The 26292-nt window shown below is 70.9% G+C and carries 29 protein-coding genes; 9 read left to right on the plus strand and 20 right to left on the minus strand.

Annotation, left to right across the window (positions count from 1 at the left end; translation table 11 throughout):
• Positions 1–143: 143 nt before the first annotated feature.
• The 12 genes from ABEA46_RS19350 to ABEA46_RS19405 all read right to left on the minus strand — a co-directional run bounded on the left by ABEA46_RS19350 (position 144) and on the right by ABEA46_RS19405 (position 10386).
• A complete protein-coding gene (locus ABEA46_RS19350) occupies positions 144–944 on the minus strand; it encodes a PH domain-containing protein (RefSeq protein ID WP_345546954.1) in 801 nt (266 codons plus the stop codon).
• Positions 945–946: 2 nt separating this feature from the next.
• Positions 947–1114: a hypothetical protein gene (locus ABEA46_RS19355; RefSeq protein ID WP_191170428.1), complete on the minus strand. Its 168-nt coding sequence runs from the start codon at positions 1112–1114 to the stop codon at positions 947–949.
• Positions 1115–1194: 80 nt separating this feature from the next.
• Positions 1195–2244, minus strand: a complete 1050-nt coding sequence (locus tag ABEA46_RS19360) for a zinc-dependent alcohol dehydrogenase family protein (protein WP_345546955.1) — start codon at positions 2242–2244, stop codon at positions 1195–1197.
• Between the two features lie 27 nt (positions 2245–2271).
• Positions 2272–2913 carry an NAD(P)H-binding protein gene (locus ABEA46_RS19365; RefSeq protein ID WP_345546956.1) on the minus strand — a complete coding sequence of 214 codons (642 nt, stop codon included), beginning with the start codon at positions 2911–2913 and terminating at the stop codon, positions 2272–2274.
• A 49-nt stretch (positions 2914–2962) separates the two neighbouring features.
• Positions 2963–4063, minus strand: a complete 1101-nt coding sequence (locus ABEA46_RS19370; protein ID WP_345546957.1) for an NAD(P)-binding domain-containing protein — start codon at positions 4061–4063, stop codon at positions 2963–2965.
• A gap of 62 nt (positions 4064–4125) precedes the next feature.
• Positions 4126–4902 carry an isocitrate lyase/PEP mutase family protein gene (locus ABEA46_RS19375; RefSeq protein ID WP_345546959.1) on the minus strand — a complete coding sequence of 259 codons (777 nt, stop codon included), beginning with the start codon at positions 4900–4902 and terminating at the stop codon, positions 4126–4128.
• 39 nt (positions 4903–4941) lie between these two features.
• Positions 4942–5478 carry a YchJ family protein gene (locus ABEA46_RS19380; RefSeq protein WP_345546961.1) on the minus strand — a complete coding sequence of 179 codons (537 nt, stop codon included), beginning with the start codon at positions 5476–5478 and terminating at the stop codon, positions 4942–4944.
• Complete coding sequence (locus tag ABEA46_RS19385; protein ID WP_345546963.1) at positions 5382–5747, minus strand: TraR/DksA family transcriptional regulator; 366 nt, start codon at positions 5745–5747, stop codon at positions 5382–5384. The genes ABEA46_RS19380 and ABEA46_RS19385 overlap by 97 nt, the downstream gene beginning before the upstream one ends.
• Before the next feature lie 268 nt (positions 5748–6015).
• On the minus strand, positions 6016–7392 hold the full coding sequence (locus ABEA46_RS19390; protein ID WP_345546965.1) for a DUF6716 putative glycosyltransferase: 1377 nt from the start codon (positions 7390–7392) through the stop codon (positions 6016–6018).
• Entirely contained in the window at positions 7389–8261 is an 873-nt protein-coding gene (locus ABEA46_RS19395; RefSeq protein WP_345546967.1) for an N-acetylneuraminate synthase family protein, read from the minus strand. Before ABEA46_RS19395 ends, ABEA46_RS19390 begins: the two co-directional genes overlap by 4 nt.
• On the minus strand, positions 8258–9466 hold the full coding sequence (locus ABEA46_RS19400) for a cytidylyltransferase domain-containing protein (RefSeq protein WP_345546969.1): 1209 nt from the start codon (positions 9464–9466) through the stop codon (positions 8258–8260). Before ABEA46_RS19400 ends, ABEA46_RS19395 begins: the two co-directional genes overlap by 4 nt.
• Complete coding sequence (locus ABEA46_RS19405) at positions 9463–10386, minus strand: hypothetical protein (protein WP_345546971.1); 924 nt, start codon at positions 10384–10386, stop codon at positions 9463–9465. The genes ABEA46_RS19400 and ABEA46_RS19405 overlap by 4 nt, the downstream gene beginning before the upstream one ends.
• Before the next feature lie 170 nt (positions 10387–10556).
• Here ABEA46_RS19405 and ABEA46_RS19410 point away from each other — a divergent pair, with 170 nt between their 5' ends.
• From ABEA46_RS19410 to ABEA46_RS19425, 4 genes are all read left to right on the plus strand, one after another.
• Complete coding sequence (locus tag ABEA46_RS19410) at positions 10557–11480, plus strand: 5'-3' exonuclease (protein ID WP_345546973.1); 924 nt, start codon at positions 10557–10559, stop codon at positions 11478–11480.
• A gap of 86 nt (positions 11481–11566) precedes the next feature.
• Positions 11567–12790: a sensor histidine kinase gene (locus ABEA46_RS19415; protein ID WP_345546975.1), complete on the plus strand. Its 1224-nt coding sequence runs from the start codon at positions 11567–11569 to the stop codon at positions 12788–12790.
• The gene (locus ABEA46_RS19420) at positions 12787–13440 is read left to right on the plus strand and encodes a response regulator (protein WP_345546978.1); all 654 of its coding nucleotides are present in this window, start codon (positions 12787–12789) and stop codon (positions 13438–13440) included. Before ABEA46_RS19415 ends, ABEA46_RS19420 begins: the two co-directional genes overlap by 4 nt.
• Positions 13441–13590: 150 nt before the next feature.
• On the plus strand, positions 13591–13884 hold the full coding sequence (locus ABEA46_RS19425) for an SHOCT domain-containing protein (RefSeq protein ID WP_345546980.1): 294 nt from the start codon (positions 13591–13593) through the stop codon (positions 13882–13884).
• A gap of 22 nt (positions 13885–13906) precedes the next feature.
• Here ABEA46_RS19425 and ABEA46_RS19430 read toward each other — a convergent pair whose 3' ends face one another.
• From ABEA46_RS19430 to trpD, 3 genes are all read right to left on the minus strand, one after another.
• Positions 13907–14908 carry a PHP domain-containing protein gene (locus tag ABEA46_RS19430; RefSeq protein WP_345546982.1) on the minus strand — a complete coding sequence of 334 codons (1002 nt, stop codon included), beginning with the start codon at positions 14906–14908 and terminating at the stop codon, positions 13907–13909.
• Positions 14909–14920: 12 nt separating this feature from the next.
• Entirely contained in the window at positions 14921–15424 is a 504-nt protein-coding gene (locus ABEA46_RS19435) for an aromatic ring-opening dioxygenase LigA (RefSeq protein WP_345546984.1), read from the minus strand.
• Positions 15425–15510: 86 nt separating this feature from the next.
• Positions 15511–16572, minus strand: a complete 1062-nt coding sequence (gene trpD / locus ABEA46_RS19440; RefSeq protein ID WP_345546986.1) for an anthranilate phosphoribosyltransferase — start codon at positions 16570–16572, stop codon at positions 15511–15513.
• A gap of 186 nt (positions 16573–16758) precedes the next feature.
• Between trpD and ctaE the strand changes: the two genes are divergently transcribed.
• The 5 genes from ctaE (at position 16759) to ABEA46_RS19465 (ending at position 21793) form a co-directional block, all read left to right on the plus strand.
• Positions 16759–17400, plus strand: a complete 642-nt coding sequence (ctaE, locus tag ABEA46_RS19445; protein WP_018170593.1) for an aa3-type cytochrome oxidase subunit III — start codon at positions 16759–16761, stop codon at positions 17398–17400.
• A gap of 20 nt (positions 17401–17420) precedes the next feature.
• A complete protein-coding gene (gene qcrC / locus ABEA46_RS19450; RefSeq protein ID WP_345547249.1) occupies positions 17421–18224 on the plus strand; it encodes a cytochrome bc1 complex diheme cytochrome c subunit in 804 nt (267 codons plus the stop codon).
• Positions 18225–18264: 40 nt separating this feature from the next.
• Positions 18265–19344 carry a cytochrome bc1 complex Rieske iron-sulfur subunit gene (gene qcrA, locus ABEA46_RS19455; RefSeq protein ID WP_345546991.1) on the plus strand — a complete coding sequence of 360 codons (1080 nt, stop codon included), beginning with the start codon at positions 18265–18267 and terminating at the stop codon, positions 19342–19344.
• Positions 19341–21194 carry a cytochrome bc1 complex cytochrome b subunit gene (gene qcrB, locus ABEA46_RS19460; protein WP_425563227.1) on the plus strand — a complete coding sequence of 618 codons (1854 nt, stop codon included), beginning with the start codon at positions 19341–19343 and terminating at the stop codon, positions 21192–21194. Before qcrA ends, qcrB begins: the two co-directional genes overlap by 4 nt.
• A gap of 179 nt (positions 21195–21373) precedes the next feature.
• Positions 21374–21793: a rhodanese-like domain-containing protein gene (locus tag ABEA46_RS19465; protein ID WP_345546993.1), complete on the plus strand. Its 420-nt coding sequence runs from the start codon at positions 21374–21376 to the stop codon at positions 21791–21793.
• A gap of 18 nt (positions 21794–21811) precedes the next feature.
• Here ABEA46_RS19465 and ABEA46_RS19470 read toward each other — a convergent pair whose 3' ends face one another.
• The 5 genes from ABEA46_RS19470 to erpA form a co-directional block, all read right to left on the minus strand.
• Positions 21812–22618, minus strand: coding sequence for a PP2C family protein-serine/threonine phosphatase (locus ABEA46_RS19470; RefSeq protein WP_345546995.1), 807 nt, complete (start codon positions 22616–22618; stop codon positions 21812–21814).
• Between the two features lie 55 nt (positions 22619–22673).
• Positions 22674–23114 carry a cytochrome c oxidase subunit 4 gene (locus ABEA46_RS19475; protein WP_345546997.1) on the minus strand — a complete coding sequence of 147 codons (441 nt, stop codon included), beginning with the start codon at positions 23112–23114 and terminating at the stop codon, positions 22674–22676.
• Positions 23115–24842, minus strand: a complete 1728-nt coding sequence (ctaD, locus tag ABEA46_RS19480) for an aa3-type cytochrome oxidase subunit I (protein WP_345546999.1) — start codon at positions 24840–24842, stop codon at positions 23115–23117.
• Positions 24842–25741, minus strand: coding sequence for an aa3-type cytochrome oxidase subunit II (gene ctaC, locus ABEA46_RS19485; RefSeq protein ID WP_345547001.1), 900 nt, complete (start codon positions 25739–25741; stop codon positions 24842–24844). Before ctaC ends, ctaD begins: the two co-directional genes overlap by 1 nt.
• Before the next feature lie 168 nt (positions 25742–25909).
• Complete coding sequence (erpA, locus tag ABEA46_RS19490) at positions 25910–26275, minus strand: iron-sulfur cluster insertion protein ErpA (RefSeq protein ID WP_141893508.1); 366 nt, start codon at positions 26273–26275, stop codon at positions 25910–25912.
• Between the last annotated feature and the right edge of the window lie 17 nt (positions 26276–26292).

Below are 26292 nucleotides of genomic sequence, written 5' to 3' on the forward strand. Positions count from 1 at the left end.
TCATTGCGATGCCGCTCATGCCCCCTGCGGGGTGCGTCCGAGCCGCGATCGGCTCCGGGCGTGGCGAAACAGCCACACGAGTGACACTCCAGGGTATCAGAACGCGAGGGTCGCCCGCGATGTTCCCGAACGGGGCTGGAAGCTCAGCGCGGCAGGTCGATCGGAGCCGTGTTCGTGCGGTCCGGATCGAACGACGCGGCGCCCTTCGGGGGCTCACCGCGCAGCTGCGCGAGGCGCTCGTCCTCGCGGCGCTGGGCGTCGGCGAGCCAGTCCCAGCCGGCTTGCGAGCTCCCCCGCTCGATCCCCGAGACCGGCGCCGTCGCGCGGCCCTCGTCGTACGGCACGACCGTGACTGTCGCCGCCGGCTGCGGCTGGGGCTGCGGCTGCGGCACCGCCCGCGGCGGGGGCTGCACCGGCGACGGCAGCCCGTTCGCCGGGTCGCCACGGCCGGCGGCGCCGCGCAGCCCGGCCTGGGCGATGACGCGCTGGATCGTGAGGCCACGCGTATCGGGGTCGCCGACGTAGCGGATCTCGCGCAGCCCCTGCTCCTGCGCGGCCGACTCGAAGACGAAGTGGCCGTAGCCGAAGATGCGCCCGATGAACGGCTTGTAGACCGAGATGTCGAGGATGCGCGCGAGCGGCATGGTCGCGATGCGCTGCGACAGGATGCCGTGCACGCGGAAGACCCGCATGTTGGTGATGACGAAGCGGTCCATGCGCTGCTCGAAGATGCGCCAGAAGGCGTGCGCGCCGATGCCGGCGCCGACGAGGGCCGGCAGCCACCAGACCTGCGGGGGGACGACGAACGCCAACACGAACACGACGAGACCGCCGACCAGTTCGAGCACGGCCGAGACCGTCGCCGCCCAGTGCTTGCGGACCTCGTCGACGACGTACTCCCCCTGATCCGCGATCAGGTGCTTGTCGATCCGCGGATCGAACACGCTCAGCCCGCAGCGAGGGCCACGAAGAAGTCGACCACGGCCATCACGGCGCCCACGACGGCGTTGATCGCACCCTGCACGGCGTTGGCCGCATCCTGCGGGCGGGTGATGAGGTAGAACGCCGCGAACGCGATGACGAGCACCAGAACGATGCGCTTGACGATCTTCACGGGGTTCCCTTCGACTCCTGCTGTTCTACCGTACTCAAGCGCGGGCGCGCGCAGGCGCGCGGGCGCGTCGCCGAAGCGGGTCAGGGCCGCAGCAGCACCTTGGTCGCGCGGCGTTCGTCCATCGCAGCATAGGCCTCGGCGGCCTCGCGGAGCGGCAGCTCGAGGTCGAACACGCGGCCGGGGCGGATGGCGCCCGATCGCACGTCGGGCAGCAGCTCGTCGATGTAGCCGCGGACCGGGGCGACCCCGCCGTTCACGCCGACGTTCCGGTCGAACATCGGGCGCACCGGCAGCTCGGGTCCGCCGTTGGGCACGCCGACGTAGCCGACCATTCCGCCGGGGCGCGTCGAGCGCAGCGCCTGGTCCATCGACTCCTTCGTGCCGACGCACTCCAGCACGCGATCGGCGCCGATCCCGCCGGTGAGGGCCTGAACGGCCTCGACACCGGCATCCCCGCGCTCTTCGACGACGTGCGTGGCGCCGAACTCGCGCGCCAGCGCCTGGCGCTGCGGATGCCGCGACATCGCGATGATCGTGGTCGCGCCCAGGCGCTTCGCGGCGATGATCGCGCACAGTCCGACCGCGCCGTCGCCGACGACCGCGACGGCGTCGCCCGGGCCGACGCCCGCCGACACCGCGGCGTGGTGCCCCGTGCCCATGACGTCGCTGAGCGTGAGCAGGCCGGGGACCTCGTCGTCCGCCACCGGACCCGGCACGACCGCGAGAGTGCCGTCCGCCAGCGGCACGCGCACGCGCTCGCCCTGGCCGCCGTCGGCGAAGCCGCCGAAGCGGTCGTCGCTCCCCCACCAGCCGCCGTGCAGGCACGACGTGCTCACGCCGTTGCGGCAGTTGGCGCAGGTCCCGTCGCACACGTAGAACGGTGCGATCACGAAGTCGCCGGGGCGCACGGCGCGCACCTCCGGGCCGACCTCTTCGACGATGCCGACGAACTCGTGGCCGATGCGGTGGGGCCGCTTGGTCGGCGTCACGCCGCGGTATGGCCACAGATCGGAGCCGCACACGCACGCGGCCACCACCCGCACCATCGCGTCGGCGCCGGTGGAGAGCACCGGTTCGGGCACCTCCTCGACACGGATGTCGCGGGCGGCGTGGATGATGGTGGCGAGCATGCTCCGAGCCTAGGCGCGGACGGGCCGTCAGGCGATCGCGTGGCCGATGATCTCGTCCCCTCCGCCGAAGCGGATCGTGCGAGCGATCGTGGCGTCGTCGGCGATCGCGGCCGCGATGACGTCGGCGACATCCGCGCGCGGCACGGCGCCCCGGCCCGCCGGATCGAGTTCGATGCGTCCGGTGGGCGGATCGAGCGTCAGTGTGCCCGGCGCGAGGATCGTCCAGTCGAGGTCGCTCGCGGCGAGGTGCGCGTCGGCCGCCCACTTGGCGTCGGCATAGGCGAAGAACGAGTCGTCGCGGCCGATGCCGTGATCGGCACGCGAGCCGATCCACGACACCATGACGTACCGCAGCACGCCGGCGGCGGACGCCGCATCCATCGAGCGGATGGCGGCGTCGCGGTCGACGGCGTAGGTGCGGACGGGATCCCCGCCACCGGCGCCCGCGGACCAGACGACCACGTCGTTGCCGCCGACGATGTTCTCCAGCTGGGCGGCGTCGAGCGTCTCGACGTCCGCGACGAGCGGCTGCGCGCCGGTCGCGGCGACCTCGGCCTCGTGCGCGGCGTTGCGGATCACCGCGGTCACCGTGTGTCCCCGGGCCACGAGGAGCGGCGCGAGGAGCAGGGCGACCCTGCCGTGTCCGCCGAAGATCAGGATTCGGGCCATGGACGTCCCTCCGTCTTTCGTCTCACGCTACGCGAGTCGGCCGCGTTCGTCAGGCGACGAGCGCGTCCTCCGGCACGGCGTCCGCGACGATCGCGCGCACGGCGGCCCGTCCGGCGCGATTGGCGCCCACCGTGGACTGGGACGGCCCATACCCGATGAGGAACAGGCGCGGCTCATCGAGCGAGCGGCCGTTCTCGACACGGAAGCCACCCTCCGGCGTGCGCAGCCGCAGCGGCGACAGATGGTCCAGCGCCGGGCGGAAGCCCGTGGCCCACACGATCACGTCGGCGCGTTCGAACGACCCGTCCGGCATGCGGACACCGTCCTCCTCGATCGCGGAGAACATGGGATGCCGCACCAGCACGCCCCGCTCCTGCGCGGCGCGCGCCCACGGCGTCCAGTGCATGCCGGTGACCGAGATTACGCTGCCGGGCGGAAGTCCGCGGCGCACACGGTCCTCGACGCCGGCGATCGCCGCGACCCGCGCCGGGATGTCGAACGCCTCGTCGCTCCAGTCCGGCTCGCTGCGGGTGACCCAGAAGGTGTCGGCCACACGCGAGATCTCGTCGAGCAGCTGCACCGCCGAGATCCCCGCCCCGACGATCACGACCCGGCGGCCGCGGAACTCCTCGGCCGACACGTAGTCGGCCACGTGCAGCTGACGGCCGCGGAAGCGCTCCTGACCCGGGTAGCGCGGCCAGAACGGACGCGTCCACGTGCCGGTGGCGTTGATGACGAACCGCGCGGCCCACGTGCCGCTGTCCGTCTCGACGACGAGCCGACCGCGGGGATGGTCGTCGGCGCGGCGCACCGCCCTCACGCGCACCGGCCGTCGGACGTCGAGCGCGTACCGCGCCTCGTACTCGGCGAAGTACGCCGGCAGCACCTCGCGGCTGGCGGCCGACGGGTCCGCGGGCGGCACCGCGAACCCGGGCAGTTCGTGGATGCCGTTGACCGTGGCCATCCGCAGTGACGACCACCGGTGCTGCCATGCGCCGCCCGGTGCGGGGTTCGCGTCGAGCACGACGTAGGTGCGATCGAGGTCGCCCGCCTGCAGCGGCGCGTACCCGCGCCGCTGCAGGTGATAGGCGGCCGACAGTCCCGCCTGCCCGGCGCCGATCACGACGACATCGACGGGTACGGGCTCCATGCCTGCGACAACAGCGGCCGGCCGGCGAGGATTCCCGCGGGCCGGCCGAAGAGGCCTCCGCGTCAGTTGAGCGCGCGCGTGCCGGCGGGCACGACTCCCCCCGCGTACAGCTCGGCGGCGACGTCCTGCAGCGCCGTCAGCGCGACGCGCTGCGTCATCGGCCCGTACGAGATGCGCGCGACGCCGAGCGCCTCGTACTCGGTGGACGAGAGAGCGCCCGGCAGGCCGATCACGCTGATCTTGCGCTCGCCGATCCCCTCGACCAGTCGGCGCGTGACGTCGGCATCCAGGATCCCGGGGACGAACACGAGGTCCGCACCGGCGGCGAGATAGGCGCGTCCGCGCTCGATCGCGTCGGCGAGCGACTCGTCGAGGGGCCGTCCACCGCCTCGGACGAACGCGTCGGTGCGCGCGTTCAGCACGAACGGGACGCCCTCTGCCGCGCCTGCGGCCACGATCGCCTCCACGGCCGCCACCGCCTCGTCGAGCGGTCGCAGTCTGTCCTCGACGTTGGCGCCGACGACGCCCTTGCCGATCGCGCGGCGGACCGTCTCGCCCGCATCGGCGTAGCCGCCGTCGAGATCTGCGCTCACCGGCAGGTCGCCGGCCGCCTCCACGATTCGCCCCAGCATGTCCAGCGTCACCTCCAGCGGGATGCCCCCGTCGGGGTAACCGAACGTCGCCGCGATCGAATGGCCGGCGGTCGCGATCGCGCGCGTCTCGGGGAGCGCGGCGACGGCGCGCGCCGACACGGCATCCCACACGTTCACGACGCGGAGGATCTCGGGGGCGGCGTGGAGGCGCGCGAGGGTCTGTGCTTTCTCAGCCTGAGTGGTCATGGCTCTCACGCTAGCCGCGGCCGGCGCGACCGGAGCCGGTCAGTCCGGATCGATCCGCCCGTCGAGGTACCACCAGCGCTCGGCCTGACGCACGAAGCGGCTGCGCTCGTGCAGCACGCCGCGATCGGCGCCGCACCGCCAGGCGGCGCGGAACTCCACGACGCCGCGCGTGTCGCTCTCGCCGCCGCCCTCGGCATCGATGATCTCCAGGCCCGTCCACTTCTGCGCGGGATCGAGGGTCAGCTCCTCGGGGCGCGTGCCCGGGTGCCAGGTGCCCGAGAGGTAGGGCGCGTCGCCGACGACGAACGCCGTGTACCGCGATCGCATGAGCCGTTCCGCGGTCGGCGCGGGGGTGCCGTGCAGGGCCGGGCGGCAGCATCCCTCGAAACGCTCACCGCTGCCGCACGGGCACGGATCCCCCGCGGCCGGCCGCGCGAAGCCGTCTCGCGGCGTGCGGGACGCCGCGACTCCGAACGACATCAGGCACCGGCCTTCTCGGCGCAGGCGACGCAGCGGGTGGCGAACGGACGCACGCGCAGGCGGGCGATCGGGATGCCGCGGCCGCAGTCGACGCATACACCGTAGGTCCCTGCCTCCCAGCGGGCGACCGCATCGTCGATCTCGGCGAGCTCGCGGCGCTCGGCGTCGGCGAAGGCCACTGCGCGCGACCACTCGCCCGACAGCGTCACGCCCTCGGGATCGTGCTCGTCGTCGGCGACGTCGGCGCCACGATCGGCACGAAGCTCGGCCAGCGTCTGCTCGTTGACGGCGAGGCGCACCGTCGCGGAGTCGCGCAGTTCATCGAGCAGTGCGCGCAGCTCGGTCCGGCCGGCGGCGGAGGTCATCGCACGAGACTACGCCTGCCCTCCCGCGCACGCGCGGAGCCGCGCGCGATCACCGGCGTGGGAGCGCGCCCACAGGCGCCCAGCAGGTGCACGGCGGGCGTCGAGCCTTCATGTGGCGCCGGCATAGCCTTCTCACAGGCGCGGTTGGGAGGGTGAACAAGACATCGCGGAGGGGCAAACCCCCGGTCCCCCCGCGATTCCCCGCAGGGCGAGGTGTCGCCCGGGACCCCACCTCGTGCCCGACCCCCGGAGGGCACGAGGGGCGGTCTCAACGACCCGCCCGGAGCCGGCGATCCGCTTCCCCCCGGACGAGATCGCCGGCTTCTTCCGGCAGCCCGGCCGTCGCGCTCGCGACCGCGCCCGTTCCAGCATCGGCGCCCTTGCGCAGGGCCCGCCGCGCGCGGTTCGCGAGGCGCACGGCCGTGCGCGCCGGCATCCCGACGGCGTATGCGATCGCGCCGGAAGCCGACGTGTCGCTGCGCCCGAGCGCGATCCGGCGCTCCCACGCGTCGCGCAGGGCGCCGCCGCGCCGGGCGAACGGCGCCCGTTGCGGCAGGGCACCCGCCGCGCGCAGCGCGATCAGGCTGTCCAGCGCGTCGGTCCAGTCATCGGCAGCCGGGGCGTGGAAGTAGTTCTCGTCGAGCCACTCCGGATCGGGATGCCGGAACCGCCGCGCGACCACGTCCTCCTCGCCCGCGAGCAGGTCGGCGTCGGCGAGCGTCTCGTTGATGAGGCTCGCCGACACCCCGAACATGTCCAGGGCGATCACCGGGACACCGCTCGCGATCGCCTCGATCGCCGCCGTCGAGCTGACCGTGACCAGACCCTCGGCGCTCGCCAGTGCCCGCGCCATCGGCGCCGTGGACGTCACGAGGTTGGGCGGCAGCGGCCCGAGGGACGCCAGCAGCTCGGGATAACCGTCCTGCTCGACGTGCGTCTGGTGCTCTCCCGCCGCCGCACGCAGCTTCACGACGACCCGGCGCGACGGGTCCGCTTCGGCCGCTGCACGCAGCAGACGGGCGATGCGCAACCGGTCCTCGCGCTCCGCGGGCACCTTGGCCTGCGTGGCGAACACCAGGTCGGTGCCGCCCGGCCGGCTGCCGGCGGCCGCGGCCCCGGCCACCCCGGAGGCGCCGCGTGCGAACGGCAGAGTCGCGAGGGCGTAGCGGTGCGCGTACCCGGTGCGCGCCGACAGTGCGCCGAACTCGCGCACCTCGCGCTGCGAGTGCACGACGAACAGGTCGCACTGCAGGCGGTAGACGACAGCCTTGCGTGTCGCGGGGATCGAGATGCCGGGCAGCCCGGTCACCAGCACCGGCCGCGGCTGCAGGTCGGCGATCTCGCGGGCGAGCACCCGCACGAGCGGGCCTCGCGCGCCGAGCAGCACGGCGTCGGGGCGCAGCTGCGCCAGCCGGGCCGCGAGGGCGGCGTGGGCGATCCTCTCGACGCGGTCGCGCGCCAGTGCGCTTCCCACGAGCGCCGACGCGAGCTGCGAGTCGCTCACGACCAGGGGCGTCTCCAGGACCAGAAGTGCGGCATCCACTCTCCCGCCCTCGGCCCCCAGGAGGGCGGCCGCCCACTTCACGTACGAGTCGGTGTCGGCGATCGCGACGATGCGCGGCGGACGGCCGGCCACGCGCGTCACGCGGGGACGCGGCGCAGCTTCGCCATGGGCGCGAGTTCGCCGGGGTACACGCGCTTGACGCCGTCGCCGAGGGCCGCCTCGATCACGCGGATGTCGCGCACCAGGTTCTTCAGGCCCGCGGGCTCCAGCGACGCCGCGTGGTCCGATCCCCACATCGTGCGGTCGAGCGTGATGTGGCGCTCCACCGCCACGGCGCCCAGCGCCACCGCGGCGATCGAGATCTGCAGGCCGCGCTCGTGACCCGAGTAGCCCACCGGCACACCGGGGTACCGGTCGCGCAGCGACGGGATCATGCGCAGGTTCGCTTCTTCGGGCTCCATCGGGTAGGTCGAGGTCGCGTGCATCAGCACGAGCCGGTCGGTGCCCAGCACCTCGATCGCGGCGTCGATCTGCTCGGTCGTCGACATGCCGGTCGACAGGATGATCGGCTTGCCCGTGTCGCGCAGCGCCTCCAGCAGTTCGCGGTCGGTGAGCGAGGCCGAGGCGACTTTGTGGGCGACGACGCCGAGATCCTCGAGGAACGCCACGGACGGGACGTCCCACGGCGACGCGAACCACTCGAGTCCGCGCAGCAGCGCGTGGTCCGAGATCTCGATGTACTGGTCGCGGTCGAACTCGACGCGGCGGCGGTAGTCGAGGTAGCTCATGGTTCCCCACGGCGTCTCGCGCGGGATGTCGCGCATGTGCTCGGGGGTCGCGATCTCGGGCGTGCGCTTCTGGAACTTCACCGCGTCCGCGCCGGCGTCGGCGGCCACGTCGATGAGCTGCTTGGCGATCTCGACGTCGCCGTTGTGGTTGAGGCCGATCTCGGCGATCACGTACGCGGGGCGTCCGCCCCCGACGACGCGGGATCCGATCGTGACGGTCATGATGCCTCCTGGGGGCTCGTGGGGTGTGGTGCGAGGAGAAGAGCGGATGCCGCATCCCGGCCGGCCAGCACGCGATCGGCGAGATCACGCACCGCGCCGGCGCCGCCGGGACGGTCGAGCACGGCGCGCGCGGCGGACAGGACGAGAGGATGCGCGTCGGGCACGGCGACCGGCCAGCCGACGAGGTGCAGGCACGGCAGGTCGTTGACGTCATTGCCGAGGTACGCGATGCGAGCCGGCGGGATGCCGTGGGCGTCCGCCCACTCCTGCAGCGCCGCCGCCTTGTCGTGCGCGGCCTGGATCACCTCGACGCCGAGCTTGCGCGCGCGGGCGGTGACGACCGGGTTCGCCTCGGTCGACAGGATGAGCAGCGGGATGCCGGCGGCACGCAGCAGCGACACGCCCATGCCGTCGGAGCGGCTCACGACCACCGACTCGATGCCGTGCTCGTCGACGCGGACGGTGTCGTCGGTGTGGACTCCGTCGAAGTCGGTGACGACGGCATCCACCTGCATCGGCTCGGCACGGTCGATCAGCGGCGCGATCGCCCGGGCGAGCTCCAGCTCGTCGGACGTGTCGATCTCGATCGCAGTGCGCGGCGACACCTCGGCGATGCCGACGCTGCCGAAGAACCGGTGGCGTGCGGCACGGAACCCCGCGGCGCGCATCACATAGAAGGCACCGGTCTCGAGGAAGTGGGGCTCGCGGTCCTGACGGCGCGGGCGGAACTCGAGGTCGTGGTTCACGGCGGCCGCCGCGCCCCCGACGCCCTTCTCCCAGAGGAATCCGTACGTCTCGACGGCCGAGAACACGCTGTCGCGGCGACGCGAGCGCACCAGGTGGACGGCGTCGGTCAGGGCCGCGACGTCGATGAACGGCGATGTCGCCTGCAGGAAGGCGAGCACGCCCACGTCGATCCTGCGGCGCTCCAGCTCGTCCAGCGCGTGCAGGAGCGCCCCCTCGGAGGTCGACTCGTCCGCAGCGAGGTCGGCGGGACGCTCGACGATCTCGGCGCCCCACTCGGCCGCGACGGCGGCGATGTCGGCGTCGTCGGTGGTCACGACCACGCGCCGGATCGCGGGGCTCTGCTGCGCGGCTGCCACGGCGCGCGCGACCAGCGGCACGCCGCCCACGCGCTGCAGATTCTTGCGCGGGACCCCCTTCGACCCGCCGCGTGCGGGGATGATCGCCACGGCCTCGCTCATGCGACGGCCCGATTCCCTCGGGGGGCGCGGCTCGAGGTCGCGAGGACCGTGCGCACGGTGGCACCGGTGCCTGCCAGCACCAGCGGCAGCGTCGTGGTCGTGCTCGAGGGGAGCGTCAGCACCTCCAGCGGCTCTCGGGCGCCGGCCAGCACCAGCTCGACGGGCAGGCCGGTCTGCTGCACCCGGATGCCGGGCACCGACGCGACGGCGTTCAGCTGCTCGGCGGTCTCGCGGCGGTGCGGCAGGTAGACGGCGCCGTCCGCGCCGGCCGTGCGCACCCAGCGCACGTAGTCGAGCAGCATCATGCGCCCATCGACCGGCAGGGCGCTGCCCAGCACGATGCGACGGCCGAGCTCGGGCGCCGCCGGCGCGGTCGCGCGCGTCCACGAGAAGTCGTGACGGCCGATGTCGAACCCCTGGTCCGCGAGCGCGTCGACGCGGTCGGCGCCGAGGTCGAACGCAGTGAAAATACCGGCACGGCGGGCGCCCGCCCGTCGGTGCACGAGTTCGGCGGCGAACGGTGCGGCGAGCGTCGTGAGTCCCCGCTCGTGGATGTCGGGCCGTGCGTACGGGCGGCGGCCGAGCAGCGTGTCGGCATATGCGATCGCCTGGGCGCCGTCGTCGAGGAACGTCAGGCGGCGCGGGCGCAGGACGGCCGCGGCGAGGCGGAACTGCCCCGAGAAGCCGTCGCCGACGAGCCAGTGCCCGTGCGCCGCCAGAAGATTCCACGGGATGCCGAGGTACGGCTCCAGCGCGCCGAAGCGCGCACCGCGGGCGAGCAGCGCGTCGGCCGTCGCCGAGATCTGCGGCGTCAGGCGGCCCGCGACCGGCACGGTCGTGGAGTGGGCGGCGGCCCACTCTGCGGCACCCACGAGCTGCAGCGGCGATTCCACCCACGCAAGCACATCTTCACGGCCCATGAACGCCCCCTTCCGCGGCTGTCTCCCCACGGTGGGCGGGCGACGTGAACGAGACGGGTGCCGCCCGGGGACCGGCATCCATCGCGCAGGTGAACGACCGGTGTCTCCCCCGCCGCCCGCGCGACGGCACCCGCCGCCACGGCGTCGGAGGCGCATGCCAGGATGAACGCGTGACCGACCGCCTGATGCTCCTCGACTCCGCGTCCCTCTACTTCCGCGCGTTCTACGGGGTGCCCGACACGGTGCGCGCGCCGGACGGCACGCCGGTGAACGCCGTGCGCGGCTTCCTCGACATCATCACCAGGCTCGTGACGACCTACCGCCCGACGCACCTCGTCGCCTGCTGGGACGACGACTGGCGACCGCAGTGGCGCGTCGACCTGATCCCCACGTACAAGACCCACCGCGTCGCCGAGGTGGTCGCGGGCGGGCCGGACGTCGAAGAGGTGCCCGACCCGCTCGAAGTGCAGGTGCCCGTCATCCGCGACGTGCTCGGCGCCCTGGGCATCCGCATCGTCGGTGCGCCCGAGCACGAGGCCGACGACGTCATCGGCACCCTCGCCACGACGGCGAGCATGCCGGTCGACATCGTCACCGGCGACCGCGACCTGTTCCAGCTCGTCGACGACTCCCGCGACGTGCGGGTCGTCTACACCGCGCGCGGCATGAGCAACCTCGAGGTGCTCACCGACGCCGCCGTCGTCGGCAAGTACGGCGTGCTGCCCTCGCAGTACGCCGACTTCGCGACGCTGCGGGGCGACTCGTCAGACGGCCTGCCGGGCGTCGCGGGCATCGGCGAGAAGACGGCTGCGGGCCTGCTTGCGACGCACGGCGATCTCGCCGGGATCATCGCAGCCGCCGAGGCCGGCGAAGGCATGTCGGCGGGCGTGCGATCCAAGGTGCTCGCGGGCCTGCCCTACCTCGCCGTTGCGCCGACTGTCGTCGCGGTCGTCCGCGACCTCCCCCTCGACGTGCCCGACCACCGGCTGCGCCCGCTCGACGAGGCCGCCAGGTCCGAGGCGTCCGCCCTCGCCGAGAAGTGGGCGCTGGGCACCGCCGTCACCCGCATCGTCGACGCGCTCGACGCGGTCTGATGCCGGCCGGTGTACTCCCGCAGGAGTACACCGGCCGCTCCCGCGGTCAGACTCCTCACAGTGGGCCGCGGCGTAGCATCGAGCGCATGCTCGGCCCTGCGCGCTTCGGTTCCCCGACGACCGGATCCGAGGTGCCTTCGGCCAGCGGCGATGCCGGACTCCGCTTCCGGCCGTCGCCCGCCGTGATCCTGCTGGTCCCGGTGTTCGTCTCGCTCATCGTGCAGGTCCCCGGCACGATCGGGCTGTCGTGGTGGCAGCACGTGCCCCCGGCGGCGGCGGCGGCCAGCATCGCACTGGCCGCGGCATCCGCTCTGTGCCTGCTCGCGGCGCGATGGCTGCCGGGCCCCACCGTCGCCGTGGTGGCCGCGCTCACCGCGGTCGACCTGTTCGTGCCGCCGGTCGGCGGGCCGCCGCCGATCGCCCTCGTGTTCGCGATCATCGGGGCGGTGGTGCGCGGCGCACGCGTCTGGGCGCTCGTCTCGGTCGGCGTGGCCTGGCTGATCGCCGTGGTCGGTCCCGAGCTCGCGCCCGGCGTCTTCGGGGCGACGGACTGGCATCCGGCCCGGATCGCGTTCGCGACGGTCGGCCTGGCGCTGTGCTTCGTAATCGGCGAGGGCATGCGCGCCCGGATCCGCGGTGCGCAGCAGCGGCGCCAGCAGCTGGCCGCGCGCCGTCGTGCGGCCGAGCAGGAGGAGCGCACCCGCATCGCCCGCGAACTGCACGACGTGCTCGCGCACTCGCTCAGCCAGATCGCGGTGCAGTCCGGCGTCGGCCTGCACCTGTTCGACCGCGAGCCGGAGCGCGCCCGCGAGGCGCTCGCCAACATCCGGGCCCTCAGCGCCACGGGCCTCGACGAGGTGCGCGGCGTCCTGGCGTTCCTGCGCGGCGACGAGCTCGCGTCGCCTGACACCGCACCGCTCACGCCGCAGCCCCAGCTCGCGCAGCTGCCGAGTCTCGTCGCCGGCCGCTCGGGACTCGGGCTCACGGTGGCACTCGACGACCGGCTGGCCGGTGACGCCCCGCCGAGCTCGGTGCAGACCACGGCGTACCGCATCGTCCAAGAGGCACTGACCAACGTCGTGCGCCACTCCGCGGCGTCCCACGCCACGGTGACGGTCGGCCGCGATGCGACCGACCTCGTCGTGACGATCTCCGACGACGGCGCCGGCATCCCCTCCTCGGCGTCTGAACGCGGCGGGCTGCGGGGCATGCGCGAACGCGCGCAGCTCGCCGGCGGCGTGCTGACGGTCGACAGCGGCCCCCGCGGCACCTCGGTCGTCGCCCGTCTCCCGTGGGCGGGTGCGGCATGATCCGCGTCGCGCTGGCCGATGACCACCAGCTGGTGCGCGCGGGCTTCCGAGCGCTGCTGGATTCCGAGCCCGACCTCGAGGTCGTGGCCGAGGCGTCCGGCGGCCAGGAGCTGCTGCGCCGGCTGCGCGAGACTCCCGCCGACGTCGCCCTCGTCGACATCCGCATGCCCGACGGCGACGGGTTGTGGGCGGCCGAGCAGATCGCCGCCGACGCGCGGCTCGCCGGCGTGCGCGTCGTGATCGTCACGACCTTCGAGCTGGACGAGTACGTCGTCCGCGCGGTCCTCGCCGGCGCGAGCGGGTTCCTCGTGAAGGACACCGAGCCCGCCGACCTCATCCGCGCCGTCCGCGCGGTGGCCGACGGCGACGCGCTGCTGTCGCCCGGCGTCACCCGCACGCTGCTCGACCGCGCCGCCGCGGGGCTGCGCCAGTCACCCGATCCCGGTCTGCTGCAGACTCTCACCGAGCGCGAGGTGGACGTCCTGCGCCTCGTGGCCGAAGGCCTGACCAACGACGAGATCGGCGCGCGCCTGTACCTCTCACCGCTCACCGCCAAGACCCACGTGTCGCGCATCATGCAGAAGCTCGCCGCGCGCGACCGCGTGCGCCTCGTGATCATCGCGTACGAATCGGGTCTCACCGGCATCTGATGCGGCCCGCGTCGTAGGCGCGTACGCCGGCGTACTGCCGAGGGAGCAGCCGGGATCACTCCCCCAGCCAGATTCGCGGATGCCGCGGCCCGCCTTGACTGGAGGCATCCGGTCGCCCGTCCCGGCGCGACCCGCTCAGGAAGGTTCGCCATGTCCATTGCACTCGCCACCGGAATCGTGGCCACCCACGTCGTCGGCCCTTGGGGCTTCGGCTGGTGGTTCCTGCTGATCCCGCTGTTCTGGATCGCCCTGATCGTCCTGCTGTTCGCGATCTTCGGGCGCCGCTGGCGTCGCGCCGCCGCAGCCGGCGGCTACGGCCCGTACGGGCGCACGCCCACTCGCCAGGCCGAGACCACGCTCGCCGAGCGCTTCGCGAAGGGCGACATCGACGAGACCGAGTACCGCGCGCGCCTCGAGGTGCTGCGCGCCAACGCCCCGCAGTGAGCGTCGACGGGCGCGACGGCGGCTACACGCCGCGGTCGCGCCCGGTCCACTCGCGCAGCCGCTCCAGCGGCCATGTCGTGACGATGCGCTCCGGCGGCACACCGAGGCGCTCGGCGCGCTCGGCTCCGTAGTCCAGCAGCGACAGCTGCCCGGGCGCATGCGCGTCGGAGTCGATCGAGAACACGCATCCGATCTCGAGCGCCAGCGCGATCAGGTCGTCCGGCGGATCCTGACGCTCGGGCCGCGAGTTGATCTCGACCGCGACGCCGTGCGCCTGGCAGGCCTCGAACACCGGTCGCGCCTCGAACGTCGACGGCGGCCGCGTACCGCGCGACCCCTCCACGAGCCGGCCGGTGACGTGCCCGAGCACATCGACGCGAGGATCGGATGCCGCGGCCACCAGCCGCCGGGTCATCGGTCCGCGATCCATCCGCAGCTTCGAGTGCGCCGAGGCCACGACGACGTCCAGCTCGTCGAGCAGCTCGTCCTCCTGGTCGAGCGCGCCGTCGTCGAGGATGTCGACCTCGATGCCCGAAAGCAGCGTGAACCCGCCGCCGCTCATCCCGGCCACGACCTCCAGCTGCGAACGCAGCCGCTCGGGTGACAGCCCGTTCGCGACGCGCAGGCGCGGCGAATGGTCGGTGAGCGCCAGGTACTCGTGACCGAGCGCGCGTGCGGCATCCACCATGAGCTCGATCGACGTGAGCCCGTCCGACCAATCGCTGTGCGAGTGCAGGTCGCCGCGCAGCTCCGTGCGCAGCGTCGAGACCCGCTGCACCCCGGCACGCTCCCGCAGATCGGCCAGGTAGCCGGGCACGTCCCCCGCCAGCGCCTGCTGGATCACGGCGAAGGTCGAATCGCCGACGCCCGTGCGCCGGCGCAGGGATGCCGCATCCCGCAGTTCCTCGTCACTCAGCCCCTCGATCGCGTCGGCAGCCGCGCGGAACGCCTTCGACTTGTACCGCGACGACCGCTCACGCTCCAGGAGCGTCGCGATCTCGGTGAGGGCGTCGTGCGGGTCCACCGGGCGCCGGGGTCAGGATGTCGGTGCGGCGCGGCGCACCACCACGGGCGCACCGGCGAGGCGATGCAGTCCCCAGCCGAACAGGATCGACAGGATGCCCATCCCGATCGCGAAGGCCGCAACACCGAAGGCCACGACGGACGTGAACAGCGAGGCGCGCAGGAACGACGCGTCCATGACCGTCGCACGCACCGGGTCGTCCATCGGCAGCTCGGCGTAGGTCTGGCCGTCCGCCATGTCCAGCGCGTGCTTCTGGATGACCTCGGCCTGCACGTACGCGGTGAACGGCCCCGCGACCTGCGCGCCCTGGAACGCCATCGCGTCTTCGGCCACGGTGATGTTCTCTTCGCGCAGCTGCGTCGACACCGCGATCCACGCCACGATCCCGACGACGATCAGCAGGATGCCGGCGATGATGCCGAGCACCCCCACGACCTTGACGCCGCCGAGCTTGCGGGCAGGTGGTTCGACGGAGCCGTCGACGGGGCCGGACGGGGTGGCGGTGTCATCGGTCATGGCGTCCTCCAGAAGGGTCGTGGGCCTGTCGCACACGGTAGCGGGGACCGACGACGCTCCGGAAGAGCTTGGGCCGTGAAAACCCGTCAGGACGCGAGAGACTGCGTGACGTCGATCCAGTGATCGAGCGTCGAGGCCGCCGCGCCGCTGTCGATCGCCGCGGCCGCGGCGTCGCGCGCCTCGGCCAGGCGCTCCAGGATCGGACGCTGCACCTCGGCCGCGTCGCGGAAGAGCCGGTACGCCACGATGCCCGCGGCCGCGTTCAGCAGCACGATGTCGCGGACCGGTCCCTGGTCGCCGCCGAGCACGCGGCGGACCACCTGGGCGTTGTGCGCCGGGTCGCCGCCGAGCAGGTCGTCGATGTCGGCGAGCGGGATCCCGAGGTCGCGCGGGTCCAGGTCGTGCTCGTGGATGTCGCCCCGGCTGACCTCCCACAGGCGGCTGTGGCCGGTGGTGGTGAGCTCGTCCAGTCCGTCGTCGCCGCGGAACACCAGCGCCGTCGCGCCGCGCGTGCGGAACACGCCGGTGATCAGGGGGACGCGGTCGAGGTGAGCCACGCCGACCGCGTTCGCCTCGGCGCGCGCCGGATTGCACAGCGGTCCGAGGAAGTTGAAGACGGTGGGCACGCCGAGTTCGGCGCGGGTGGGTCCCGCGTGACGGAACCCCGGGTGGAACGCCGACGCGAAGGCGAACGTGATCCCGGCCTTCGAGAGCGTCTCGGCGACGGCCTCGGGCGAGAGGGTGAGGTCGACGCCCAGCGCCGCCAGGACGTCCGACGAACCCGAAGACGAGCTCGCCGCCTTGTTGCCGTGCTTGACGACGGGGACGCCGGATGCCGCGGCCACGAGCGCCGACATCGTCGAGACGTTCACGGTGCCGAACCGGTCGCCGCCGGTGCCGACGATGTCGAGCACCGCCGCGTCCACCGGGAGAGGCAGGGCGGCCTCGAGGATCGCGTCACGGAAGCCGACGATCTCGTCGACGGTCTCGCCCTTGCCGCGCAGTGCGACCAGGAACGCGCCCAGTTGCGACGGCGTCGCCGCCCCCGACATGATCTGCCGCATCGCCCACGTCGACTCCGAGACGCTGAGGTCGCGCCGCTCCAGCAGCGTGGTGAGGATTCCCGGCCAGGTGTACAGCTCCGCCATAACGCAGAAGCCTAGCGGCGCGTGGGAATCGGAACCGATTCGTGACAAGCCGCCCCTGCCGTGCGATTCTGCGTCTTCACCACGGGTTCACGGCAGAGTCGCAGTGTTCTTTTAGGTCCCCCTAAGTAAGCGTCCGGGCAAATCGATGCCCTCCGATGCGAAAATCGGCGGCCCGAATCGGCCATAATGGGGAGCGTGACGACCTCCACAGCGACCTACTCCCAGGCCATGCGGTCCGTCAAGCGGCCGGATCCGGTCGCTGTCGGAACCATCGTGTGGCTCGGCAGCGAGGTGATGTTCTTCGCGGGCCTCTTCGCGATCTACTTCACCTTGCGCAGCACCTCTCCCGACCTGTGGGCCGAGAGCACCGCGAACCTCAACGTCCCGTACGCGACCGTCAACACGATCATCCTCGTGCTGTCGTCGGTCACGTGTCAGATGGGCGTCTTCGCCGCCGAGCGGTTCCAGCCGTACTCGACGAAGAAGCGCGGCTGGCTCGGCTGGGGCATGGTCGAGTGGTTCTGGCTGACGTTCGCGCTCGGCGCGCTGTTCGTCTCGGGTCAGGTGTGGGAGTACGCCCAGCTCGTCACCGAGGGCCTCCCGATCTACGCCAACGCGTACGCCTCGGCCTTCTACCTCACCACCGGCTTCCACGCCCTGCACGTCACCGGCGGCCTCATCGCCTTCCTCCTGGTGATCGGCCGCGCCTACGCCGTCAAGAACTTCGGGCGCAAAGAGATGACGTCGTCCATCGTCGTGTCGTACTACTGGCACTTCGTCGACGTCGTCTGGATCGCCCTGTTCCTCGTCATCTACTTCCTCAAGTGAGAGCGGAGCTGAACCCCGACATGGCACGAGAGACCACGCGCCGCTCCAAGGGCCGCCGCAGCCCCTGGGCCGCCGCCGCACTGATCGGCATCGGCCTGCTCATCACCGGCGGCGTGTACGCCGGTGCGTCAGCCGCGATGGCGGCGACCACGCCCGAGACCAGCACGTCGTCGGCGCTCACCGCCGACGACGGCAAGAAGCTGTTCCAGGCGAACTGCGCCACCTGCCACGGCCTGGACGTGCAGGGCACCGCCGACGGCCCGTCGCTGTACGGCGTCGGCGAGCTCGCGGTGCACTTCCAGATGAGCACCGGCCGCATGCCGCTGCAGATGCAGGGCCCGCAGGCTCCGCAGAAGCCCGTGCAGTTCACGGAAGACCAGATCACCGCCGTCGGCGAGTACATCCAGTCGATCGCGCCCGGCCCGACATTCCCCGACGACGAGGTGCTCGACGGTGAGGGAAACGCGGCAGAGGGCGGCGAGCTGTTCCGCATCAACTGCGCCATGTGCCACAACGTCGCCGGCGCCGGCGGTGCGCTCACCGAGGGCAAGTACGCGCCCAACCTGCACACCACCACCCCGCTGAACATGTACGCGGCGATGGTGACCGGTCCGCAGAACATGCCCGTGTTCAACGACATGACGCTGACGACCGAAGAGAAGCGCGACATCATCACCTACCTGCTCTATCTGCAGGACAACGAGTCGGCGGGCGGCTTCTCGCTCGGCTCGCTCGGCCCCGTCTCCGAGGGCCTGTTCATCTGGATCTTCGGGATCGGCTCGCTGATCGCCATCACCGTGTGGATCACGGCGAAGTCCAACTGATCGACGTTTCATCTAGACGCATTACCGACTGAGGAGCAGCATGGCCCACGAGGACGACCCGCTAGAGCACGAGAGGGCTTCCTGGAAGCCCTCCCCCGGGCTCGCCGTAGCGGTCAGCGACCCGGTGACCAATCCCGGTCTCCCGCCGCACCGTGAGCGGGTCACCGACAAGGACCCGGCCGCCATGCAGCGCGCCGTCCGCACGGTCTACACGCTCTTCTACCTGTCGATCGCGGGCAGCATCTGGGCGGTCGCCGCCTACATGCTCTTCCCGATCGAGAGCGGGCGGATCATCGACATCCGCGACAACAACCTCTTCATCGGACTCGGCATCGCCCTCGCGCTGCTGGCCATCGGCATCGGCGCCATCCACTGGTCCAAGGCCGTCATGTCCGACAAGGAGTTCGTGGAGCCCCGTCACGCGACGCGTGGTCGCGACACGACCCGTGAGGCCGCGATCCAGGCGTTCGCCGACGCGAACGAGGAGTCCGGCTTCGGGCGCCGCGTGATGATCCGCAACTCGCTGATCGCGGCCGTCGTGGCCTCGGTCGTGCCGGGCGTCGTGCTGTTCCGCGGTCTCGCGCCGTTCAACTCCCCCGAGCACCCGCACGCGGGCGACCCGGTGTACCTCCTCGAGCACACCATGTGGAAGAAGGGCATGCGCCTGGCGCACGACCCGTCGGGCGAGCCCATCCTCGCTTCGGACCTCACGCTCGGCTCGGCGGTGCACGTCATCCCCGAGGAGCTGGCCAAGGTCTCGCACAGCGACGGCTACCTCGAAGAGAAGGCCAAGGCCCTCGTGCTCCTGGTCCGCCTGCTCCCCGAGCAGCTCACCGAGAGCGAAGAGCGCAAGGACTGGTCGTACAACGGCATCGTCGCCTACTCCAAGGTGTGCACGCACGTCGGCTGCCCGGTCGCCCTGTACGAGCAGCAGACGCACCACCTGCTGTGCCCGTGCCACCAGTCGCAGTTCGACGTCACCGACCACGCCAAGGTCATCTTCGGCCCGGCGGCCCGCCCGCTGCCGCAGCTGCCGATCACCGTCGACGACGAGGGCTACCTCGTCGCGCAGAGCGACTTCACCGAACCCGTCGGCCCGAGCTTCTGGGAGCGTCATTGAGTACCGCAACCGTCACCGAGCAGCCTGAGGCTCCCGTGGCACCCGCGTCGACGACCGGGCGCGACAAGCCTCTCGGCGGTCGCTTCATCGGCGCGACCGCGAATTACATCGACGAGCGCACGAGTCTGTCGGGCTTCGTCAAGGAGCTCGGTCGCAAGATCTTCCCCGACCACTGGTCCTTCATGCTCGGCGAGATCGCCCTGTGGGCCTTCGTCGTCGTCCTTCTGTCGGGCACCTTCCTGACCTTCTTCTTCCAGGCGTCGATGGTCGAGACGCACTACAACGGCGCCTTCCTCCCGATGCGCGGCATCGAGATGTCGGCGGCCATGTCGTCGACGCTCAACATCTCGTTCGACATCCGCGGCGGCCTGCTCGTCCGGCAGATGCACCACTGGGCCGCGCTCGTGTTCGTCGCCGGCATCGGCGTGCACATGCTGCGCGTCTTCTTCACCGGTGCGTTCCGCAAGCCGCGTGAGCTCAACTGGGTGATCGGCTTCATCCTGTTCATCCTGGCCATGGCCGAGGGCTTCACCGGCTACTCGCTCCCCGACGATGTGCTCTCGGGCAACGGCCTGCGCATCATCGACGGCATGGTCAAGGGCATCCCGCTCATCGGCACCTGGACCTCGTTCCTGCTGTTCGGCGGCGAGTTCCCGGGCACCGCGATCGTCGGACGCCTCTACACGCTGCACATCCTGCTGCTGCCGGCGATCCTCGTGGGGCTCCTGGTCGTCCACCTCATGCTGATGGTGATCAACAAGCACACGCAGTTCGCGGGCGCCGGCCGCACCAACAGCGTCGTCGTCGGCTACCCGATGATGCCGGTGTACATGTCGAAGATGGGCGGCTTCCTGTTCATCACGTTCGGCGTGATCGTGCTCATCGCGTCGCTGTTCACGATCAACCCGATCTGGAACTACGGCCCGTATGACCCGTCCCCCGTGTCTGCCGGAACCCAGCCCGACTGGTACATCGGCTTCGCGGACGGCATGCTGCGCCTCATCCCGCCCGGGTGGGAGGTCGTGTTCCTGGACCGCACCTGGTCGTTCAACATCCTCGTGCCTCTCGGCGTGATCGGCATCTTCATCATCCTGGTGCTGATCTACCCCTTCATCGAGGCGTGGGTGACCGGAGACAAGCGCGAGCACCACATCGCCCAGCGTCCGCGCAACGCGGCCACGCGCACGGCGATCGGCGCCGCCGGTGTCACGATGTACGCCGTCATGTGGGCTGCCGCGTCGTCCGACATCATCGCGACCCACTTCTGGCTCACGATGGAAGGCGTCATCCACACCCTCCAGGCCCTGTTGATCCTCGGCCCGATCGTCGCCTACTTCGTCACGAAGCGCATCTGCATCGCGCTGCAGAAGAAGGACCGCGAGATCGCGCTGCACGGCTATGAGTCGGGCCGCATCGTCCGCCTCCCCGGCGGCGAGTTCATCGAGGTCCACCAGCCGGTCGACGAGTACGAGCGCTTCAAGCTCGCCGACTTCGACACCTACGAGCCGCTCGTGGTCCGTCCGAACGCCAAGGGCCGCATCCCGTGGCACCAGAACTTCCGCGCCTCCATCTCGCGGTGGTTCTTCGAGGACCGGCTCACCCCGGTCACGCAGGGCGAGCTGGACGCGGCGCTGGCGCACCAGCACCACGACCTCGACCACATGGCGGCCGAAGAGGACGTCGAGATCCAGGGCGCTCACGAGCGCGCCGGTGTCCCCGATGCCCCGCACAAGCCGATCGACGACGGTCACAACAGCGAGGTGCCGGTTCGCCCCTCCAATGTGATCATCCCCGAGCCCGAGCCGGGCACGAAGTCGCCGAAGAACCGCGAGAAGGAGTCCGACCAGTAAGGTCGCACCCCTTCGCCGACGGATGCCTCGGCACGATCCTTCATGATCGTGCCGAGGCATCCGTCGTTCTCTGCCGGCACGCCGGTACTGCCCGCCGCTCCCCCAGTTCGGCAGGATTCGGGCGGTGTCTGTCGCCGCACACGACGCGTGCGGCGCGGCACCGGCCGTAGCGTGGAACCATGACCGACGCACTCACGTACTTCTCCACCAAGCTCGCCCTCGAGACCGACGCGTCCGACGTGTACGCCGCTCAGAAGGCCGGTGAGAGCTTCGTCCTCGTCGACGTGCGCGGCGACGAGGCGTGGGCGCAGGGGCGGGTGGCAGGGGCCGTGCACATGCCCTATCGGGACATCGCCGAGCGTGCGCCGCGCGAGATCCCTGCCGGCGTCCCGGTCGTCGTGTACTGCTGGAGCCCGGGCTGCAACGCCGGCGCGAAGGGCGCCGTCGAGTTCGCCAAGCTGGGATACGCCGTGCGCGAGATGATCGGCGGCTACGAGTACTGGGTGCGCGAAGGGCAGCCGACCGAGAACGACGAGGGTGCGCTCCCCCGCGTCTTCGACGCGCAGGTCATGGTCGTCCGCACACCCGTCGCCGGCTGACGCCACGTCGGATCGACGTCAGGCGGAGTCCAGCTCCTCCGTGAACCGATCGGCGGCAGCGCCCCAGAACGCCGCCTGCGGGCGTCTGACGCCGGTCCACGACTCGTCCACCACGTCGCACACGACGGCCGTCACGTTGTCGCGTGTGCCCGCTTCGAGGGCGATCTCGACGCACGCCGCGGCCGCCGCAGCCGGATCCCGGTGAGCGAGCAGACGGCGGAGGATCTCCTCGCCCGGCACGTAGTCACTGAGCCCGTCGCTGCACAGCAGCCAGCGGTCGCCCACGACGGCTTCTTGCATCGTCACCGTGGCGGCATCCTCGTCGGCGCCGCTCAGCGATGCGGTGATGACGTTGCGCCGCGGATGCGACACCGCCTCCTCGAGCGACACGATGCCCTGATCGACCAGCGCCTGAACGAGCGAGTCGTCCCTGCTCCGCTGCTGCAGGCGTCCGTCACGCAGCCGATAGGCCCGTGAGTCGCCGGTGTGGGCCAGCAGCAGTCCGCTGCGGTCCGAGGTGAAGAGGCCGGTGAACGTCGTGGCCATGCCGCTCAGGGAAGGATCCCGTTCGACGTGCGCTCTCAGATCCCAGTTCGCAAGGCGGACGATCGTCTGCAGCTGCTCCGCCTCCAGCCCATCGGGGCGGCCGGCGGCGATCCGATGCACCAGCGCCGCAGAGGCCAGGTCTCCGGCCGGGCCTCCCCCGACACCGTCCGCGACCGCGGCGCCCCAGGGCGCCGTGAAGGCGGCATCCTGGTTCGTCGTGCGGTGCGGACCGATGTCCGAGCACGCTGCCGCATGCAGACGAACGCGGGGCCCCGTCACAGACGGACCCCCGCGTTCGTGCGGTGCAATGCCATGCAGGTCGGCGGTCGGCCGATCAGCGGGCGAAGTAGCCGCGGTAGTACTCGTACACCCAGCCGACGATGGCGATCACGAAGACGCCGATGCCGATGGGCATGAGCCAGGCGCCGACCGCGAGGCCGATCATGCCCAGCGCGGCCGAGAAGGCCAGCACCAGCGGCCACCACGACCACGGGCTGAACTCGCCGAGCTCGGGGTCGCCGTCGTCGATGTCGGAGGTCAGGACGTCCTCAGGCAGTTCGCCGCCCTGCGCCTTGTGCACGCGGCCGATGTAGAACGCGATCAGCGCACCCATGAAGGCGGTGAACAGCAGGGCCACGCTGCCGACCCACTCGATGGCGTGGTACCACGGCACAGTCGCCGAGGCATGGGCGATGATGTTCCAGCCCGTGTAGACGGCGGCGACGAGCAGGAAGAAGCCCGACAGGAGCCACCAGAGTCCGGTGTTGGTGCGCACTTACTTGACCTCTCCCTCGGCACCGACCAGAACCGGCGACTCGGCCGCTTCCGGGTGGTTCAGATCGAACGCGGGCCGCTCGCTGCGGATGCGCGGGATCGACGTGAAGTTGTGGCGCGGCGGCGGGCAGGACGTCGCCCACTCGAGCGATGCGCCGTAGCCCCACGGGTCGTTGACGGTGACCTTCGGCGCCTTGCGCGCCGTGATCCACACGTTGAACAGGAACGGGATCATCGAGGCGCCGAGGATGAAGGCGCCGATGGTCGAGACCTGGTTCTGCCACGTCCAGCCGTCGGCGGCCGAGTAGTCGGCGTAGCGGCGGACCATGCCGTCCACGCCCAGCCAGTGCTGGATGAGGAAGGTCATGTGGAAGCCGATGAACAGCATCCAGAAGTGCACGTAGCCGAGGCGCTCGTTGAGCATGCGACCGGTCCACTTGGGCCACCAGAAGTAGAAGCCCGCGAACATCGCGAAGACGACGGTTCCGAACACCACGTAGTGGAAGTGCGCGACGACGAAGTACGAGTCCGACAGCGCGAAGTCCAGCGGCGGCGACGCGAGGATGACACCGGTGAGACCACCGAAGACGAACGACACGAGGAAGCCGAGCGCGAACACCATGGGTGTCTCGAACGTCACCGAGCCTCGCCAGAGCGTGCCGATCCAGTTGAAGATCTTCACACCGGTGGGCACCGCGATGAGCATCGTCATGAGCGCGAAGAACGGCAGCAGCACAGCGCCGGTGACGTACATGTGGTGCGCCCACACGGCGACCGACAGGGCCGCGATCGCGATCGTCGCGTAGACGAGGGTCTTGTACCCGAAGATCGGCTTGCGGCTGAACACCGGGAAGATCTCGGACACGATGCCGAAGAACGGCAGCGCGATGATGTAGACCTCGGGGTGGCCGAAGAACCAGAACAGGTGCTGCCACAGCAGCACACCGCCGTTGGCCGGGTCGTAGATGTGGGCGCCGAGCACGCGGTCCGCAGCAGCGGCCAGGATCGCCGCGGCGAGCACCGGGAACGCCATCAGGATCAGGATGCTGGTGATCAGCGTGTTCCACGAGAAGATCGGCATGCGCCACATGGTCATGCCCGGGGCGCGCATCGTGATGATCGTCGTGATGAAGTTCACCGCGCCGAGGATCGTGCCGAAACCGCTCATGCCGAGGCCGAGCATCCACAGGTTGCCGCCGGCGCCGGGCGAGAACGAGGCGTTCGCGAGGGGCTGATAGGCGAACCAGCCGAAGGCCGCAGCACCCTGCGGGGTGAGGAAGCCGGCGACCGCGATGGTCGAGCCGAACAGGAACAGCCAGAACGCGAACGCGTTCAGACGCGGGAACGCGACGTCAGGGGCACCGATCTGCAGCGGCAGGATCGCGTTCGCGAAGCCGGCGAACAGCGGGGTCGCGAACATGAGCAGCATGATCGTGCCGTGCATCGTGAAGAGCTGGTTGTACTGCTCTTTCGTGGGCACGATCTGCATGCCGGGCTCGAAGAGCTCGGCACGGATGATGAGCGCCATGACTCCTCCGAGGAGGAAGAAGATCACGGACGCGATCAGGTACATGTAGCCGATCGTCTTGTGGTCGGTGGAGGTGATCCACTTGACGATGATGTTGCCCTTCTGCTCGACGCGCGTTGCGCTGAGCAGAGCCGCCTGTCGCGGCGGCAGGGTCGTCGGACGCCCCTGGGACGTCTCCTGGAGAGGGAGCGTCGTCGCCATCAGTGGTCCACCTCTTCCACGTTCTCATTCACAGTCGCGCCCGTGCCCGGGAGGTTCTGCAGTCGGTCGTATGCGTCGTTGATGTCGCCCGTCTGGCCGGCGTCGCGCAGCGAGTCGAGGTAGTCCTCGTACTCGGCGTCGCTGACGACCTTGACGTTGAACAGCATCATCGAGTGGTAGTCGCCGCACAGCTCGGCGCACTTGCCGGCGTACGTGCCCTCGCGGGTCGGGGTGAAGGACCAGAAGTTGTCCTTCCCGATGTACATGTCCTTCTTGTAGAGGAAGTCGATGATCCAGAAGGAGTGGATGACGTCGCGCGAGGTGAGCTTGATCTTCACCGACTTGTCGACCGGCAGGTACAGGGTCGGCAGCTCGTTGGTGATGTTGCCCTGGGCGTCGGTCTGCGCCTGGACGCCCATCGACCAGACCGTCTCGTCGTCGGTGGCGCCGTCGTACTGGAAGTCCCAGGCCCACTGCTTGCCGATCGCCGTGATCTCGACGTCGGGGTCGTCGTACTGCGTCTCGAGGATCGTCTGGTCGCGCGCCGTGAAGGCGAAGAAGCCGATCACCAGGATCAGCGGCACGATCGTGTAGAAGATCTCGATCGGCATGTTGTACCGCAGCTGCACGGGAAGGCCGGTCTGGCCCTTGCGACGGCGGTACGCGATCGCGGCCCATCCCATCAGGCCCCACGTGATGACGCCGACGATGAGGAGGACGATCCACGAGTTGACCCACAGACCGGCGACCATGTCGGTGTGATTGGTCGCGGCCTTGCCGTCTTCGGTGAACCCGGGGAGGAAGCCGTGCAGCTCGGTCGGGGTGCATCCGGCGAGGACTGCAGCCGTTGCAACCCCGATGGGGAGAACGGCCCAGCGGATACGGCGTTTCGAAGGCACGGTGCACCTTTCCGATCACGAACAGGACTCTCGCCAGTCTAGGGCAAGCGTCCAGGGGATTCAGGCCATCCGTCCAGGTTGAATCGTGTCGGAGAGACCGAAAACGGCGGGCCCGGGCGCTATTCGAAGCGCTCGGACCCGCCGCAAAAGTTTCGGTGCGTCAGCCGTTCAGTGGAAGCTGTCGCCGCACGCGCACGAGCCGGCGGCATTGGGGTTGTCGATCGTGAAACCCTGCTCCGAGATCGTGTCCTTGAAGTCGATCGTCGCGCCGTCGAGGTACGGGACGCTCATGTCGTCGACGATCACCTCGACGCCGTCGAAGTCCACCGTCTTGTCTCCGTCGAGGTAGCGCTCGTCGAAGTACAGCTGGTAGATCAGGCCGCTGCAGCCGCCGGGCTGGACGGCGACGCGCAGACGAAGGTCGTCGCGTCCCTCCTGCTCCAGCAGGTTCTTGACCTTGCCCGCGGCGGCGTCGGTCAGCAGAACCCCGTGGTCGCGAGCGGTCTGCTCGGTCGTCAGTGCGGTGTCGGTCATGGCACTCCTCCGGACGG

The sequence above is a fragment of the Microbacterium jejuense genome (assembly GCF_039544225.1).
Taxonomy (GTDB): Bacteria; Actinomycetota; Actinomycetes; order Actinomycetales; family Microbacteriaceae; genus Microbacterium; species Microbacterium jejuense.